This window comes from Thermosipho japonicus, assembly GCF_014201655.1.
GTDB classification, from domain to species: Bacteria; Thermotogota; Thermotogae; order Thermotogales; family Fervidobacteriaceae; genus Thermosipho; species Thermosipho japonicus.
Window position 1 is genome coordinate 1 of record NZ_JACHEX010000001.1, and the last position, 16,249, is coordinate 16,249.

14 protein-coding genes and 1 pseudogene are annotated in these 16,249 nt (G+C 26.3%); 4 read left to right on the plus strand and 11 right to left on the minus strand.

What is annotated here, in order from left to right; translation table 11 throughout:
- Positions 1–187: 187 nt before the first annotated feature.
- The 3 genes and pseudogenes from HNP65_RS09710 to HNP65_RS09725 form a co-directional block, all read right to left on the minus strand.
- A complete protein-coding gene (locus HNP65_RS09710; protein WP_246348145.1) occupies positions 188–349 on the minus strand; it encodes a hypothetical protein in 162 nt (53 codons plus the stop codon).
- 24 nt (positions 350–373) lie between these two features.
- Entirely contained in the window at positions 374–685 is a 312-nt protein-coding gene (locus HNP65_RS09715; protein WP_246348146.1) for a Gfo/Idh/MocA family protein, read from the minus strand.
- A gap of 94 nt (positions 686–779) precedes the next feature.
- Positions 780–1,174: pseudogene (locus tag HNP65_RS09725) on the minus strand (Gfo/Idh/MocA family protein).
- Positions 1,175–1,390: 216 nt separating this feature from the next.
- Here HNP65_RS09725 and HNP65_RS00010 point away from each other — a divergent pair.
- Genes HNP65_RS00010 through HNP65_RS00020 form a run of 3 tightly spaced genes read left to right on the plus strand, consistent with a single transcriptional unit; the run spans position 1,391 to position 4,016 of the window.
- Complete coding sequence (locus tag HNP65_RS00010; protein WP_184618363.1) at positions 1,391–2,341, plus strand: ABC transporter ATP-binding protein; 951 nt, start codon at positions 1,391–1,393, stop codon at positions 2,339–2,341.
- Positions 2,342–2,343: 2 nt separating this feature from the next.
- Positions 2,344–3,087 carry an ATP-binding cassette domain-containing protein gene (locus HNP65_RS00015; RefSeq protein WP_184618364.1) on the plus strand — a complete coding sequence of 248 codons (744 nt, stop codon included), beginning with the start codon at positions 2,344–2,346 and terminating at the stop codon, positions 3,085–3,087.
- On the plus strand, positions 3,084–4,016 hold the full coding sequence (locus tag HNP65_RS00020; RefSeq protein ID WP_184618365.1) for an ABC transporter ATP-binding protein: 933 nt from the start codon (positions 3,084–3,086) through the stop codon (positions 4,014–4,016). The genes HNP65_RS00015 and HNP65_RS00020 overlap by 4 nt, the downstream gene beginning before the upstream one ends.
- Before the next feature lie 29 nt (positions 4,017–4,045).
- Here the strand turns inward: HNP65_RS00020 and HNP65_RS00025 are convergent, their stop codons facing one another.
- From HNP65_RS00025 to glnA, 5 genes are all read right to left on the minus strand, one after another.
- Complete coding sequence (locus HNP65_RS00025) at positions 4,046–4,366, minus strand: hypothetical protein (protein WP_184618366.1); 321 nt, start codon at positions 4,364–4,366, stop codon at positions 4,046–4,048.
- A gap of 2 nt (positions 4,367–4,368) precedes the next feature.
- On the minus strand, positions 4,369–7,731 hold the full coding sequence (locus HNP65_RS00030; RefSeq protein ID WP_184618367.1) for a RecQ family ATP-dependent DNA helicase: 3,363 nt from the start codon (positions 7,729–7,731) through the stop codon (positions 4,369–4,371).
- 1 nt (position 7,732) lies between these two features.
- The gene (locus tag HNP65_RS00035; RefSeq protein ID WP_184618368.1) at positions 7,733–8,797 is read right to left on the minus strand and encodes an endonuclease/exonuclease/phosphatase family protein; all 1,065 of its coding nucleotides are present in this window, start codon (positions 8,795–8,797) and stop codon (positions 7,733–7,735) included.
- A gap of 17 nt (positions 8,798–8,814) precedes the next feature.
- Positions 8,815–10,206 (minus strand): GGDEF domain-containing response regulator, encoded by a 1,392-nt coding sequence (locus HNP65_RS00040; protein WP_184618369.1) that lies wholly within the window; start codon positions 10,204–10,206, stop codon positions 8,815–8,817.
- A 126-nt stretch (positions 10,207–10,332) separates the two neighbouring features.
- Positions 10,333–11,703, minus strand: a complete 1,371-nt coding sequence (gene glnA, locus HNP65_RS00045; protein ID WP_184618370.1) for a type I glutamate--ammonia ligase — start codon at positions 11,701–11,703, stop codon at positions 10,333–10,335.
- Between the two features lie 161 nt (positions 11,704–11,864).
- On the opposite strand from glnA, the gene HNP65_RS00050 reads away from it, so the two are divergent.
- Positions 11,865–14,285 carry a WD40 repeat domain-containing protein gene (locus HNP65_RS00050; RefSeq protein ID WP_184618371.1) on the plus strand — a complete coding sequence of 807 codons (2,421 nt, stop codon included), beginning with the start codon at positions 11,865–11,867 and terminating at the stop codon, positions 14,283–14,285.
- Here the strand turns inward: HNP65_RS00050 and HNP65_RS00055 are convergent.
- From HNP65_RS00055 to jag, 3 genes are read right to left on the minus strand one after another with little or no spacing between them, the layout of a single operon-like run.
- Positions 14,263–15,285 carry a potassium channel family protein gene (locus HNP65_RS00055; protein WP_184618372.1) on the minus strand — a complete coding sequence of 341 codons (1,023 nt, stop codon included), beginning with the start codon at positions 15,283–15,285 and terminating at the stop codon, positions 14,263–14,265. The genes HNP65_RS00050 and HNP65_RS00055 overlap by 23 nt on opposite strands.
- Entirely contained in the window at positions 15,278–15,619 is a 342-nt protein-coding gene (locus HNP65_RS00060; RefSeq protein WP_184618373.1) for a cupin domain-containing protein, read from the minus strand. The genes HNP65_RS00055 and HNP65_RS00060 overlap by 8 nt, the downstream gene beginning before the upstream one ends.
- Positions 15,573–16,244, minus strand: a complete 672-nt coding sequence (gene jag / locus HNP65_RS00065) for an RNA-binding cell elongation regulator Jag/EloR (protein WP_184618374.1) — start codon at positions 16,242–16,244, stop codon at positions 15,573–15,575. Before jag ends, HNP65_RS00060 begins: the two co-directional genes overlap by 47 nt.
- Between the last annotated feature and the right edge of the window lie 5 nt (positions 16,245–16,249).

The window sequence follows — 16,249 nt, forward strand, 5'->3', positions numbered from 1 at the left end:
ACTCTTCTTCCTCAGGACTGCTATCCATTTTTCAATGACCCCTCGCCCAACGCGTCTTCTAATTTACCACGTTTGTAACTCTTAGTCAAGTTACAGTCACCTTTACTGTTCTTTTCTCTTTCTTTAATTACCTTCACCTATACAGGCGTATTGTTAAATATTAATTTTCTTCTTAGCATTTAACTATTCAATTTATTAAAACATCTACTTTAATTTTATTTCCATTAGATTTTAGTGCTGCTTCAAAAAATGCTAAATCTTTTATTGCTTCTTCGCAATTTCCTAGATCATTTTCTTTATTATTTAATATAACCTCATAGAAATCTTCAAATTCTTCTTTATAGCCCATATTTTCTTCTAAATCTATTTCTTTTTAGTTATAAAGAATTTTATTTTTTAAAACTTTTAGTGTATTCTCTTTTCCATAAATCTCAAATTGTTCTTCTTCATTGAAACTATAAGACGCAATATAGTTTCCAATTACTCCGTTTTTAAATTCTACAATTGTACTTATAAAATCAGGCCCTGCAAGGTAGTCCGAAAAATCTTTTGTGTAGGCAGTTACCCAATCAATATCTCCTAAAATTAATCTCATTGCTGCAACATGATGAACACCTGCATCAGATAAAAATCCTCCAATATGTTGTGGTTTCTTTCTCCAATATGTTGTGGTTTCTTTCTCCAATCCGTGTTTGCATATTTGTTATCTTTTTTCATACCTACGAAAATTTTCCAATTAAAATATAACACTTCCTTAAAATTTTTTAGAAGATTTTTAATTAACTGGAACTTTTTAATATGTTCCAACTTTCTGCAATATAAATCACCTTGTCAGTTTCTTCAGATGCATTTAAAAGGAGTTTTGCAGATTCTACATCAGTAGAAATAGGTTTTTCACATATTACATGTTTTCCTTTTTCACAGCTTTTATAGCAAAGGGAACATTTAGGTGTATTGGAAGGGTTAAATCTACTGCATCTATATAATTAGACTCTAAAAGTTCTTCATAGGTATCAAATACTTCTGGATTTCCAACTAATTTGGCAAATTCTTCAGCATGTTTTTTGGTACGGCTAGTTATCGCAACAATCTCAAACTTATCATTTAATGTTTTTAATGCGGGATAATGTAAATCTTTTGCTGCAATACCACAACCGACAATTGCTAAACGTATTTTTTCATTTCCTCACCCCCCTTTTTTTGTTAATTACAGTATAATTGGACCATATAACTATTTTAATTTTACTTGACATATTTATTAAACATGATAAAATAAACTTTGATTTTTTTTTCACAAAATTATAAGGGGGTGGATGGAGTGATTATCAATTAAATTATCTAGTAAAGTACGTTCTTATAACTAAGACTATTTACAAATAGGAGGATTCATATGAAGCAATTTTATAAATATTTTTTCACATACCATAAAGTACTTTCTAAAAAACTAATGTTTAAGAAATTATTTATTGATATTTGTTACATTTTATCATCGATTTTGTCTATTATACTTCCAATTTTTCTTGGAAAGATTGTAGATAGTTTTTTAAACTTAAATCTCTCTCATTCCTTTTTAGTTTTTATTTTTTTGTATGTTCTGTATTTTATATTTTCTGAAATTAGTTCTTTTTTTAGAATTACTTTTTATCTTGTTGATGGGCCAAAATATCTTTTTGAAAAAGCAATATTTACTGTTTTGAAAAAATCAGATTTAGCATTAAATCCTAAAAAGGAAATGGATAGAATTTTTAGTTTTGAACATGTTTTTGAATTTTTTTATGGAAGTTTTGCTATTTTCGTTTTTATCCTACCATTCTTAGTGTTTTTTTCATCTCTAATGATATTTATAAACAGCTGGAAAGTAGGATTACTAATGATTTTTAATTTCTTTCTTTTGCTACTTTCTTCCAATAAAAAAGTAGATGCAGAAAGTAAGATTTCAGAAAAGATGAATGAATCAGAATATAATGTTACAAATACACTTTCTGATCTTTATTCAGGTTACGAAGAAATCAGAAATTATAACTCTCTTTTTTTTAGTTTGAGATGGTTAAAAGATGGATATAATTCTTTGGTAAAAGCTTACGATCTCTTCGGTAAAGCTGAGTTAAAGTTTGGATTATCTTATGAGCTACTTTCAGCAGTTTTAATTCCAATAACAATAATATTAATAAGTTTCGAAGTTTTTAAAGGCAATTTGACTCTAGGAGTTGCAATTATGATCTTAAGATACGTTGAAAATGTTAAAAGTTATTCAGAAGTTTATATTAATGACAGCGATTATATTGCTTGGGCTGCTTCTAGAGCTAAAGATGCTTATGATAATTATTTAAGAGAGGTGTAAAAATGTTTGAAAAATTAGAATTCATTAACGTAAATTTTTCATATAAAGGAAGAAAAATAATTAATAATCTTAATTTTGAAATAAAAAATGGCGAAAAAATATCAATAGTAGGTTCAAGTGGTGAAGGAAAATCCACTTTAATAAAGCTAATTTTAAGATATATTAATCCTGATTCAGGACACATACTTGTAAATGGAAAACCATTAAATAGCATTGAAAATTGGTATGAAATAGTTGGAGTTTTAAGTCAAAGAACCCATATTTTCAACAGAAGTATAAGGGACAATCTGTTGATAGCAAAGCATGATGCAACAGATAAAGAACTATACAATGCCTTAGAGTTTGCAGGTTTAAGCGATTTTTTAAAAATAAGAACTTTAGATACTATCCTTGGAGAAGAAGCTAGAAACATATCTGGTGGAGAAAGGGCAAGAATTTCCCTTGCAAGGTTAATTTTAAGAAATCCTGAATTTGTTATTCTTGATGAACCTTTAGAAGGAGTAGACAAACTTGTAGAAAAAGAAGTAATAAATAATATTAAGGTCTTTGTAGAAGATAAGACACTAATATTGATTTCACATCGATTTTCAATATTGTCTCTTACCGATGAATTTGCAGTCTTAGAAAATGGAGAGTTAAAAGAAAAAGGAAAATTCAGCGAGCATTCTGATAAAAGTCTTTTAAAAAAGTTTTTTAAAGCAGAACAAGAATTGACAGAAAAATTTAGAGGGGATGAAAAAAAGTGAAGATATTTGCAAAATGGATATTTAAGATGCCAAAAAAATATCTTTTTTCACTATTTGGATTAAGTTTTTTAAGTGTACTGTCAACTATATTTATTTCGTATTCATCAATTTTAAGTAAAGATTTAATAAATAAAGCAGCTTTAAAAAATGAAAACTATGCCTACTATGCACTTTTATTTTTTCTTGCAGTATTGTTAAGTCATATTTTTTTACTTTTTCAAAAATGCTTTTCATATTATTTTATTGGAAGATATTTGAATTTTTATGGTACCTATTGTTATAAAAAAATTATGTCTAAAGATTATTTAAATTTTTCAAAGAAAACATCATCATTTTATTCACAAATTTCTTTTAGAACAGTTAAAGATATGATTAATTTTGTAAGTAACAATGAAAGCACAGATGGAATAGTATTTGCACTAAAAATATTCACATATATTTCAGCAATGTATTATATTGATAAGTTTTCAGGAATATATATGATAATATTTTCAATTTTAATTTTGATTACTCTTGCAATTTCAAACTCATTTTATTATAAAAATTTGAAACAATTAAATGATGAGTTTTTAGAAATAAAATCTTATGTTGCAGATACATTTTCTGGTATCCAAGAAATTAAATTATTTAATGCTCAAAAGGCAGAATTTGAAAATTATAAAAAAAGGACAAATTATTATTGGAAAAAAACTAAATCAGTTTATATTATTGACCAAATATTGTCTAATTTCTCAAGAAACTTGTTTTCCATGATATTTTATTTTTTAGTAATTAAGCAAGGAATGACTTTAAAAGATCCTGGAAGTTTTTTTGCGTTGACAAACCTGTTTCTTCTACTCAGGCATCAATTATTTACTTCACTCGGTGTTTGGGATAATATTAGAACTGCTGTTATTTCTGCAAAACAATTAGAAGAAAATGTTGGCTAAAAAATCTCTGCCCTTTAAGGGCAGAGATTTCATTTTAATATTTCAAAAATTAAAAAGACTAGAAAAACAATTAGAATTGAGTATTCAAAAATATCATCTTTTAATCTCTTACTTTTAAAAAAGTTATCATTCATTTTTTCCAACTTTAAATTTAGCTGTTTTATCTGATTTTCTAAATCGTTGTTTATTTTAATGTATTCATCTAATTTGGCAAGCGTTCTTTTGTAACTATTTAGTATTTCACTAAGACTTTTTTCAATTACTTCAATTGAATCATTGTATGATTTTAATTTTTTTACTTCAGAGTTGATCTTTTTAATCGTTTCTTCAACTTCAAACATTTCTTCCAAAATTATCCCTCCAATTCTAAAGTTAATTTTTTGAGCTCTTTGTACAAAGTATTTAAAATAATTTTAGTTGATAATGATTTGTCTATGAAATAATATTTTTTGACTATACTCTTGTCATAATTATACTTTAGAAAAACTCTATAAAATTCCTCAAAATGATCAAATTGTTCTAAAAATGTAAAGATTTTTTCAATGAAATTACTAGAAAAGCAATTAGAATTTTTGCAAAAAAATTCCCATTCTGGAATAATTTTTTTGATATTTTGATTTAAAATTAATTTAAAAAAAACACTAATAAGGTTCATAGAAATATTTTTATTGCTGTATTTACCAAGACTTTTATAAATAATTTTGATCTCATAATCTTCAAGCTGATATAATATATCTAAAAACTTTAAAATTTTGTCCTCTTTAATTTCTTTGTTTAATTCATCTAACATATCGCTATATGAATGTTTTGAAAAGTAGTTATTTATAAAATTTTTTATATCATTGTTACTTGAATAATTTCTCGACATTTTAACTAAATAATACAAAGATTTTCTTTTTCTTTTCTCGATCTCATCATATATAAAATTAATTAGAAACACTATATAATCCTCAATTTCTTTATCTTTTAATAATTTATAAGCTTCTTCTACATAATTTTTAAATTTATATCGAGAAATAAATTTTAATAAGCTCAACAACACTATCTCTTTGGAAAATTTCTTTAATACTATCTCGTAGATTATATTTTTATTATTATACCGAATTGTATAGTCATCTATAATTCCTAAAATTGATAACCTATAGAGAATCTTTTCAACATACTTATCATTTGTTTGAAGCTTTACAATATTTTTTTGAAAATTATTTGAATTTTTCCTTAACTTATTAAAAAAACGAATAATTTCACTTATTTCATATTTTTTACCTGGAAATGATTTCAAATGAAAATACAACTGAATTGATACATCGTCTTTTATTTGTAAAGTTTCAAAAATTTCTTTAATAACCGAAACATCATTATCTGTATTTAAGAGATAATCAGTTAATGTGCGAGAATGCTCTGTAAATATTAAATAACATATAGCTTTATTTTTGTCTCTTCCGGCCCTCCCAGCCTCTTGGTAAAATGATTCTATCGATGAAGGTAAATTATAATGTATTGTATATCTTATATTATCTTTATCAATTCCCATTCCAAAGGCTTTGGTTGCAACTAGAATTGGAAATTTGTTTTCTTTAAATTGCTTTTGTATAATTTTCTTTTGCATTTCGTAGTTTGAAATTTTTATTTTTTTAGGAACTTTTCCAGAATAAAATTTTGAATTTATACCAATTTCATTCAAATATTTATTTATGTATATAATACCGTCTTTACCATTTATTTTACTTGAAAATATTATTCCCGAAAGTTTTTCTAGGCTAACTTTAAATCTGCTTGGTAAATCATATTCTAATATCCACTTTAAAACTTTTCTTTTATCTTTCCCTCTAAAAATATTAAACTCAAGTTCATTTCTTTCATAAGATTTAGGAAAAATTACAGATTCAAATGAAAGAATATTAAGCTCTTTTTGTATATCTATTAAAACAATATTTGAGGCGGTCCCTGTTAAAGCTAGAATTATAGGTTCACTTTCTATTGTCTTTCTTATATTATCGTAAAGTTTTAGATAAGAAGTTCTAAAATCATGCCCCCATTCAGAAATACAATGGGCTTCATCTATTACAAAAAAAGGAATAGAGTATTTTTCTAAAAACTGCCTTAAAATTTTTCTAAAACTTTTCATCTGTAATCTCTCTGGAGAAATAAATAAGTATTTTATTTCACAATCTAATATCTTTTTATACAACTCAGTTTTTTCAATACCATCTATATTACTGTTTATATACGCATTAGATTTAATTCCCAAATTCTTAAGATTATTACATTGGTCGATCATAAGAGAATTTAATGGGTCAATAATAACAACCATTCCTGGTTGAAATAAAGCACTAAATTGATAACATAGAGATTTCCCAGAACCTGTTGGAAGTAAACCAATAGTTGATTTTAACGAAAGAATATTTTTTATTATTTCAATTTGACCTTCTCTAAATTCTTCTTTTCTAAAAATATTCTTCAAAAAATATTTTAAAATTTCTTCTTTCCCTTCTAAGTTGTACTTGATAGGTAGAAATCTATGAAAATCATATTTTACTTTTGATTCTAAAGTATTTTGGTATATACACATATAATTATTAGAAGTAATTTCTGACTTTTCAGCATTTGTATAACCTATATTAATCACCAAATCATATGAATGATATTCAACTTTACAATTTAACATACTTTGATTTTTTACATCAAATGTAATGTTCGGCAAATTTAAATCATTTAACTGGGCTATTTTTCGAATATTGTTTATAAAATCAATCATTGCGATTTTTGCAAACTCAAAATCTCGTTCAATAATTAAAATTTTCCATTCTTCTTTGTTAAAAAATAGCCCATCAACAATAGCTTCAATCAACGCTTTATGAAGCCATGCAGATAATATTCCTATTTCCTTTCTTCCCAAAGAAAGAATTTCTCTTTCTAAATAAATGGAAGGCAATGTAGGAATTCCTCTAAGAATAATATTGTTATATATCTTTGCAATAATCGATAACTTTGAATCATCCTTATGTTTTTTGTAATAATGTTTTTCAATGTTAAATGCTAGTTCATTATTTTTTATATTATTTAGTAACTTTTTTGGGATGAACCCCGCAAAAAATACATTACTATCATTACTTTTATTTGAAACAGTTTTTGCTAAAAAAATTCCTATTATTTTTTTAGCTTTTAATTGTTTTAGGCGATTCGCAATTTCTAAGAATGTTTTTCCAGAAGATATAATATCATCAAAAAGAATAACATTTTTGTTCTTAATTCTTTCTTCATCAATTTCAATGTAATTTAAAAAATTTACTTTTCTTCCTGAAAGATGTTTTTCTTCTTTTTCAATTTTGTTTGATATTATTCCATATCCATCTTCCATGTTCAGTAATTTAGAAAATTTCTTAGAAAAATATTTATATCTTTTTTCTGTTTCTGCTTTCTTAGATGCTGGTATTGTTAAAAATATAAAATCTTCACTTATAATATTCAATTTTTTAATAGAGGGTACCAATTTTTTTATAATCTTTTTTTGTACTTGTTTGTTTCCATTTTTAAATTTAAAAACTAAATTTCTAAAATCTAATTCTTTCTCATCCAAAACAAAGTCTGAAAAAGATTTTTTTGGATAATAATGCTCCAAACAATAAATTTGATAGTTTTCTATTTGTTCTATTATTTTAAATTTATCCTTTCGATTATCAGATTTTTCTAATTCATTTATAAATTCATACATCTTAATCTTCAACTAATGTAATTTTTAAAATTACTGGGTTATGATCTGTAAATTCAAAATTCAAGTCAATATTTTTAACATAGTCTATTTCAATATTTGGTGAAACATAAAAACCATCAATTACAGTAACAAAACTTTGCCCAGGAATATATTTTGTTTTAAGAGATCTATTTGTTGGAACAGTATTATCAATAGCCCATTTCCACCCTTCAAGTTTGAAAAAATCCGGAAGTTTAATATAAGATTCAGGTTTTTCTTCTGTATATTTAAAGTCTAAATTATCAAAAAATTCACTATTCCAATCTCCACCTATAATTACATAATTCCCAAGTTCGTATTCTTTTTTTGCTGTTTCCATTATAAATTTTAGTTGTTGTTCTCTAAGCTTTCCACCTGGATCATAAGCACTTGGATGTATATTCAAAATAACCAAATCTTTTCCATTTTTTACTTTCATCCTTGTTAATATAAGACATCTATCAAGCTGAAAAAGCTTAGTAGGCCACTCATATTCACCTGGTAGAGCCATTCTCAAAGCTTCATCTATTTTATACTTCGAAAATGTTGCAAGTCCTGCTTCAATTTTTCCAGTAGGATTTAGATAAGGAACCGGAACAAATACTACTTTATAATTGTAAGCAAATGCAGCATTGTAATCTTTAAAAACTTTTTCTTTTAAATATTCTAGCTCATCAATATATCCTGATCTTCTACTGTTTCTGTCAATTTCTTGTATAAGATAAATATCAGCTTTATTTTTTATAAGTATTTCTTTTATCCCTTCAAGATTTTTTAAAACATCATTTTTGTCAGTTATAGCCTTTTTACCTCCATCCATGAAAAAGTCCATATCTTTTCCTAAACCACCGTAACCTATATTCCAATCAAATATAGTCAACTTACTACTATCAATTGTTAATGTTGAAACATTTTCTACTTCTATTTTCTCTACTTTTTCAGGTTTATAATCAGTAAGTGTGCCAATTAATATTAATATTCCAAAATATCCTGCAACGACTAATGCAATAGATATCAACAATATAAGAGTTAATTTTATATATTTCATACCCCTACCCCTTTCTTTTAAACTATATATTTATTTTCCATTAAATTATAATTTTCAAAATAATATCTATCTTTTCCATCTTTTTTAGCTTTATAAAGGAGCTTATCCGCAGAGTCAATAAAATCAGTAATAGTTTGATTCATTTTATAAGATGAAACCCCACAACTTATCGTAATTTTTCTTTTATCATTTAAAATACCTCCCCAATCCGTTTTATGAATTGTATCAAATATTTTTTCAACAGTAGTAAATGCAATTTCTGGAGAGTTGAATAAAATTATAAACTCTTCGCCCCCATACCTTCCAGCAATAGCATTTTTATCAATGGTATTTTTAATAATATTTGCAAGTTTTTTTAAAACCTTATCTCCGACAACATGCCCATATTTGTCATTTACACTTTTAAAGTTATCAATGTCAATAATTGCAATAGTTGAATTTGTAGAATATTTTTTTACAAATTCTTCAATTTTTATAATCAAATTCTTTTTGTTATATAACTCCGTAAGACCATCAAAAATTGAGGCATTCATATATTCTTTAAAGTTGTTTAAAGTGTTAAAAACGACTCCCAAACTAGTGGATATTAAGTTGGTCATACTTTTAAAATTGTTTAAACCAGGTTTCACAAGGATTATTCCTTCTTCTTTGTTTTCAAATTTTATAAGAAATTTTTCATGTTCTTTTATTTTCTTACTTGAATTATCATTAAAATCACCAATGAAAGTCCATGTTGTAGGAATGGTAGGTTTTTCAAAATAAGATAATAAAAGAGCTTTTGCATGATTCTTGCTAACGTTTCCATTGAATGAATAAATTCTCCCTTCTGATTCAGAAAGTAATAAAGTAAAAAATGAATCAATATCAAATAAATCTTTAAAGAAGATATATAATCTAAAAATTAGATGCTTTTCGTCTCTAACAAATTTTAACAAATTTAAAATTTCTTTTTGAAAAATCTCACTTTTTAATTTTTGCTCTATAATTTCATATATTTTTTCTCTAGAAATTTTATGATTATTTGTCTTAATTGAATAAAAATCATTCATTTTCAAAGTTATAAGAAAATCATCTAACTTATCTTTTTCTTTAAAAATTAATTTTGAAAAGAATTTATTAGCACCGCTCTTTTTTACCCAAAAATCGTCTAATTTATCGTCAGAACTTGTAAGTATAAAAATTCCAGAATTTTTAAACTCATTATAATTTCTTAGCACAATGGACAAAAATATACCCGATATATCAGGCATATTGTAGTCAGTTAAGATAATATCAGGATAATATTCAAAAGCTTTTTTTATACCATCAAATCCGGAATCAGCAATATAAACTTCAAAATTACTTTTTAATAAATCATATAACAGTAATCTCCAGAACTTGCTATCATCAACTAATAATATTTTTTTCATATTATTCCCCTAACCCCCACTTATTTCTATCTTTAATAAATTATAACAAAAACACACTTAATTTACAAAATCTTTAAATAAAAATCCCGGGATAATTAAATCCCGGGAGTTATTAATGTTTAAATCTTATACGTCAAAATAATTTTCAAATTCTTTTGGATGAGGAATTGACATTATTTCTCTAGATTCACTCATTTTGATACTTATCCAATGATCAATTAATTCTTTTGGAAATACTGTTAAATATTCATTATCTTTTCTTAATTCATTACAAGCTGCACCGAGCGACGTAGGAAGTGGTTTAATGTTTTCGTTATACGCATCTCCTTCAAATGGTCCAAATCCCTCTTGAGTTGGGTCTAAGGATTTTCTAATGCCGTCAATACCCGCAAGAATCATTGCAGCAAAAGCAAGATATGGATTACATGAAGCATCTATTGTTCTAAACTCAATTCTTCTTTTCTTATCATCTTTCACATATGCAGGAATTCTTATTGCTGCTGTTCTGTTTGCCAAAGCAAAAACTGCGTTTGTTGGTGCTTCAAAACCTGGAACTAACCTTCTATATGAGTTAGTTGAAGGATTTGAAAATGCCATTACAGAGCCAGCATGTTTTAAAAGACCTGCAATGTAAGATAATGCGGTTTCTGAAAGGCCATACAACTTATTACCAGCAAATATGTTCTTTTCATTCTTTACCATGAATTGATGTACGTGCATTCCATTTCCTGCCTCATTGTACAGTGGTTTTGGCATAAAAGTTACTATTAAACCATATTCTTTTGCAACTTTTCTAGCGATATATTTTACTAAAAGTGTATAATCAGCCGCTTTTAAAGCATCTACAAAACTAAGTTCTATTTCTACTTGACATGTTCCAACTTCATGGTGATGGTATTTCACTGGAACACCGTATTTTAATAGTTCATTTACTATTTTATTCCTTACTTCCATCAAAGTGTCAAAAGGCGGAATTCTATGATATCCTTTCTTCCTCCCAATAAAATATTCACCTTTATCGAACGAATTCCAGAAACCTTCATCACTATCAATGTAAACACTAATATCATTACTTTCAACTGTATACCTAACATCTTTAAAAATGTGAAATTCATATTCTGGCCCAAAATATACTTTATCAGCAATATCACTAATTGATTCAAGAGTCTTTTTTAATAAGCTTCTTGGATCATGTAGTGAAGGCTCTCCTGTTTCTACATTATAAACATCACAGATCATTGAAAGAACCTTATCATCACCTATATACTCAATAATTGCAGTGGTTGGATCCGGGATCATAATCATGTCACTATTAGTAACTCTTGCATATCCCAAATTTGACGCATCGAAACCTACACCATCATAAAAAGTTTTTTCAGAAAAATTTGTTCTTGCAAGTGTTACATGCCTCCACTTTCCTAAAATATCAACAACCTTCAAGTCTATCAAATTTATTTTTTCACGTTCAACTAACTCTAAAATTTCCTTTATTTCCATCTTATACCTCCATTCATATTTGTTTTTATTGCATGTATAGTTTAACATCTTACAAAATTTTCAACAATGATAGCTATTAATGTTTAATCATTAATAAGAATAATTCTGATTAATTTTTTTACTGTTTCTTATTTTAACTCTTTTATGCTATCATATTTGATATGAAAAGATATGTAATTTTTTTGGTTATTATAATCTTTTTGAAAATTTTTGGATTTAATTTTAATCTTTTTGGTCACCAAGGAGCAATATGGCAGGTAAAAGTTTTTGATAATTTATTATATACATCAGCTTCTGATGGAAAAGTTATTATATGGGATTATAAAAAGCTTACTATTTTAAAAACTATTTATTCACACAATTCTTGGGCAAGAGCTTTACATATAGACGATAGTTATATATATGTAGGAGGTTATAAGCCAGATAATAAATTAAAAATATATGATAGACGTAATGTAACATTGCTAAAAGAAATAGAGTATGAAAATGGTTCAATATTTACTGTAACTTCCAATGAAAATTTTATCGCATTCTCTGGTTCAGCTAATAGAGTATATTTAGTTGACAAAGAAAAATTTAATATAGTTTTTAATTATAGACATGATGCATGGGTTAGAGACATATTTTTTGATGGAAATTTAGTTTATAGTTGTGATGAAAAAGGTGTAGTAATTGTTTATGATACTTCTTCTTTTAGGCTAGTTAAAATTTTAAATTTTGAATATAAATTAATAAAGGTTGTAAAATTTAAAAACAAAATATACTTTGTATCATCAAATGGTTACATACTGAATGAGAGCTCCATTATTAAATTAACCAATTCTTTTACAGCTGCATACTCAGATGGTAATAAATTGATTTTTGGAGATAAGGATGGATATATATATTTTTTTGATGGTAGATTAAAAAACAAGCTTCGAGTAGTTAATGACGGAATTTTGAGTATATGTAAATACCAAAACTCTTTATTTATTAGTACCACTTCTGGTAAGTTATTAAAATTAGATAACGACGGAACTTATAGAGTAACATATTTTCCTAACAATTTTTCAATAATAAAGAAAACTAAAATTGTTGAAAATAATCTTTATGTATTAAAGTTTGATGGGACATTATTAAAATATGATCTTGTAACTGGTAAAATTATACAAAAGTATTATAAAATTTCAAATTTTGAAATTTCTAACTCAAAGTTTTATACAGTTAATTTAAAAAACCAATTATTACTAGATTCAAATGTTTTGTTTGAGTCACTGAATGAAATAACACTAATTTTAGAATTCAATAATCTTTTATTTGTTGGTACATATGAAGAGCTTTTTATTTTTAAAGATTTTCAACTTTTTAATTATATTTCCATACCAAATCATTGGTTCATATCTTATGAAATTAATTATAACAAGGTACTTTTTGGAACAAGTAAAGGCAATGTAATTACTTATAATATTATTAATAATAATTTTAACATAGAAGATTTTTCAGATTCTCCAATTGTTAAAATTTTGAATGGTATACCAATAACTTTTGATGGAACAATAGGTAAAAAATATAAGTTAGATACAAATATTTACGATGCTGTAGTTTTTAATTCAATAATATATTTATCTACCTCAAAAGGTCTATACTCACTTTCAGATAATTTGCTCAAAAAAGTATTAGAGAAAAAAGGACTTGTTTTTCTTGAATCATATAACAAAAAAATTTATGCAATAGATTATAATGGTTCTATTAGTATTTTTGATGAAAATTTTAACGAGTATGGGACTTTATCTGAAAAACATTTTACTATATCAAAAATTGATTCATATAACGACATCCTTGTGACTACAGGAGGTAGTAAAATAAACATATGGAAAATTAATGGTGAAAAATTAGTTCTTTTAAAAACATTTGAAGGACATTTTGATGTTATAAGGGATGTAAAAATTATTGATAAAAATAGGTTTGTGACAGCATCAAGTGATAGAACTATGAAAATATGGGATTTTTCTGGAAGACTCATTAAAACACTTTCTCTACACAGCGCTTATGTTTGGACTCTTGATTTTCAAAATGGATTACTTTTTTCTGGTGGTTGGGATGGATTTATATACGGATATAATTTAAATAGCGGAAAAGTTATCTTTGAAAAAAGATTTTCTTCAAAAATTACTATGATAAGAATAGTAAATAACTATTTGTTTTTATCGTTTATTAATGGAAAAATAATAAGGTATGATTTTTTGAAAGACAAACAAATCACGTTAATTGATACTGAAAGTACTATATGGGTGTTTGATATCTATAAAAATTATCTTGTTTTTGGTGATGAAAATGGAATTTGTTATATTTATAGTCTAAACAATGAGGAAATTAAAAAGATACATGTTCATAACTCAACAATATTTAGTATAAAAGTTCTTAATGATAAGATAGTAACCGGAGCAAACGATAATTCTATAAAAATAATTGATTTTTCTGGAAATGTACTGTATTCATATAATAATTTTAAAATTTCTGTTTTGTCTATAGCAATAGATGAAAAGAAAAATCACATCTTCTTATCAAACGGTGAAAAACCTATAGTTTTGCAAATTCCTTAAATTTTTCAATATCCTCTTTTCTTCCCATAATCATTAATGAATCATCTTCCAAGATTTCAAAATCACCATCAGGTCCAAATATATTTTCTCCTTTTCTTAAAGCTGCAACTACCATTATTTTAAACTTTTTAGATAGTTGTAATTCTGAAAGTTTTTTACTAATTATAGAGCTCTTTGGAGGTATTTTAACCTCTTCTATTCTGTAAGATTCATTTCCAAATGCAAAAAGATCTAAAAAGTTAACACTGTCTGGACGAGTTGTAAGACGTGCCATTCTAGTGCCCGCAATTTCAGCAGCAGCAACAACAGTTGTAGCTCCAGCATATATAAGTTTTCTAATTGATGCTACATCAGTAACTTTTGAAATTATAGTCATTGTAGGATTTAACGTTCTTGCACTTAAGACAACAAAAACGTTAACATGATCTTCAGGAAGTGTAGTTATTAATGCTTTTGCTTTTGTCACACCTGCCTCAAGTAATATATCTTCTTCTGCAGCATCACCAACTATATAAGGAATTGATATGTTATAACCTTCAACTACTTTATTTATGTTTTCTTCATTCAAATCAATTATAACAAAGTTTTCTTTCTCTCGGATCAATTCCCCAATTACATATTGGCCAGTTTTACCCGCCCCAACCACTATAATGTGGTCTTTTAGTTTACTAATCATTTTCCTGTTTCTCCTTTCTTTCATATAATTACTTAACTTTCCTTCAACAATTATTGCAGTAACAGTTGAAACTCCATATAATACAACACTTACACCTAAAAATATCAAAAAAGATGTAAATAATCGACCTGTTTCAGATAAATTCTCTGGCATGGTATAGCCAACTGTAGAAATTGTAATTGCAGTAAAGAAAAATGCATCAACAAAAGGGAGTCCTTCAAAATAATGATAATAAAGGACTCCTAAAAGCAATACTATGACTATTAATATTGAAAAAAAAGCAATTTGTTTTAAAAGCGTCTTTTCTATATTTTCTCTATTCATTTCCCTCAATGTAAGGTATTACACAAATAAATTCTGCATCTTCATTTCCTACATTGACAAATTGATGTTCTTCATTTGGTTTGACAAAAATAAATGCTCCTGCTGTAACATCAGTTTTATTATCTTTAGAGACAACTTGTATTTTTCCTTTTAAAACAAATATTTCATGTTCCCAATTATGAGTATGATAAGGTGTATTAGCTCCGGGTTTTAATCTAAAAAGCCTCATTACAAAATTTTTAGCACCATCTTTTGAACCTATCAATATTCTTTTCTCAACTTTTCCATTATCTATTATTATAGGTTCTACTTTTTCTGGCGTGGATATTATCATGATTTCTCCTCCTTTCGATGACTACATAACGATAAGGTTCAACTCCCTCAGAAAAAGAATGAACATGTGGATATTTCTTTAAAAATTCGTGAACTAGCCTTCTTTCAAAAGAAAACATCGGATCAAGTTCAACTCTTTCTACTCCAGCTGATATTTTTTCTACTGCATTTTCTACAATTTTTTTAATTAATTCTTTTCTTTTTTCCCTGTAGTCTCCTGCATCAATTATAACAGTAATTTTTATATCTGAAAGTCTGTTTAAAAATATTGTAGCAATATGCTGAAGCGCCCCTAGACCTTTACCATGCTTTCCAATAATTTTTCCTATTCCTTCACCGTCAATTTTAGCTATAAAAAGCCTTGGATTTTTAGCAAAAACACTTACTTTAATATCTGAGTCAAAATAAGAAACAATGTTTTTTAAAAATTCTTCAAGCTTTCTTTCATAAAATTCCTTTTTTATTGTTATTTCCACTACAGCATCTCTTGCAAGAAAACCAAAAAAACCACTTGAACCTTTATCTATTACTAAATATTCATATTCATTTTTGCTTATTTTCATTTCTTCTTCAAATATTGCAAGGACTTCTTCAACACTTTTACCAGTAATTGTCAATTTTTTCAAGTCTT

Excerpts from the sequence above, each read along its gene's own strand:
- HNP65_RS00050 (WP_184618371.1), top strand. The coding sequence starts at position 11,865 with ATGAAAAGATATGTAATTTTTTTGGTTATTATAATCTTTTTGAAAATT.
- HNP65_RS00055 (WP_184618372.1), bottom strand. The coding sequence starts at position 15,285 with ATGAATAGAGAAAATATAGAAAAGACGCTTTTAAAACAAATTGCTTTT.
- HNP65_RS00040 (WP_184618369.1), bottom strand. The coding sequence starts at position 10,206 with ATGAAAAAAATATTATTAGTTGATGATAGCAAGTTCTGGAGATTACTG.
- HNP65_RS00010 (WP_184618363.1), top strand. The coding sequence starts at position 1,391 with ATGAAGCAATTTTATAAATATTTTTTCACATACCATAAAGTACTTTCT.
- glnA (WP_184618370.1), bottom strand. The coding sequence starts at position 11,703 with ATGGAAATAAAGGAAATTTTAGAGTTAGTTGAACGTGAAAAAATAAAT.
- HNP65_RS00015 (WP_184618364.1), top strand. The coding sequence starts at position 2,344 with ATGTTTGAAAAATTAGAATTCATTAACGTAAATTTTTCATATAAAGGA.
- HNP65_RS00035 (WP_184618368.1), bottom strand. The coding sequence starts at position 8,797 with ATGAAATATATAAAATTAACTCTTATATTGTTGATATCTATTGCATTA.
- HNP65_RS00030 (WP_184618367.1), bottom strand. The coding sequence starts at position 7,731 with ATGTATGAATTTATAAATGAATTAGAAAAATCTGATAATCGAAAGGAT.
- HNP65_RS00060 (WP_184618373.1), bottom strand. The coding sequence starts at position 15,619 with ATGATAATATCCACGCCAGAAAAAGTAGAACCTATAATAATAGATAAT.
- HNP65_RS09710 (WP_246348145.1), bottom strand. The coding sequence starts at position 349 with ATGGGCTATAAAGAAGAATTTGAAGATTTCTATGAGGTTATATTAAAT.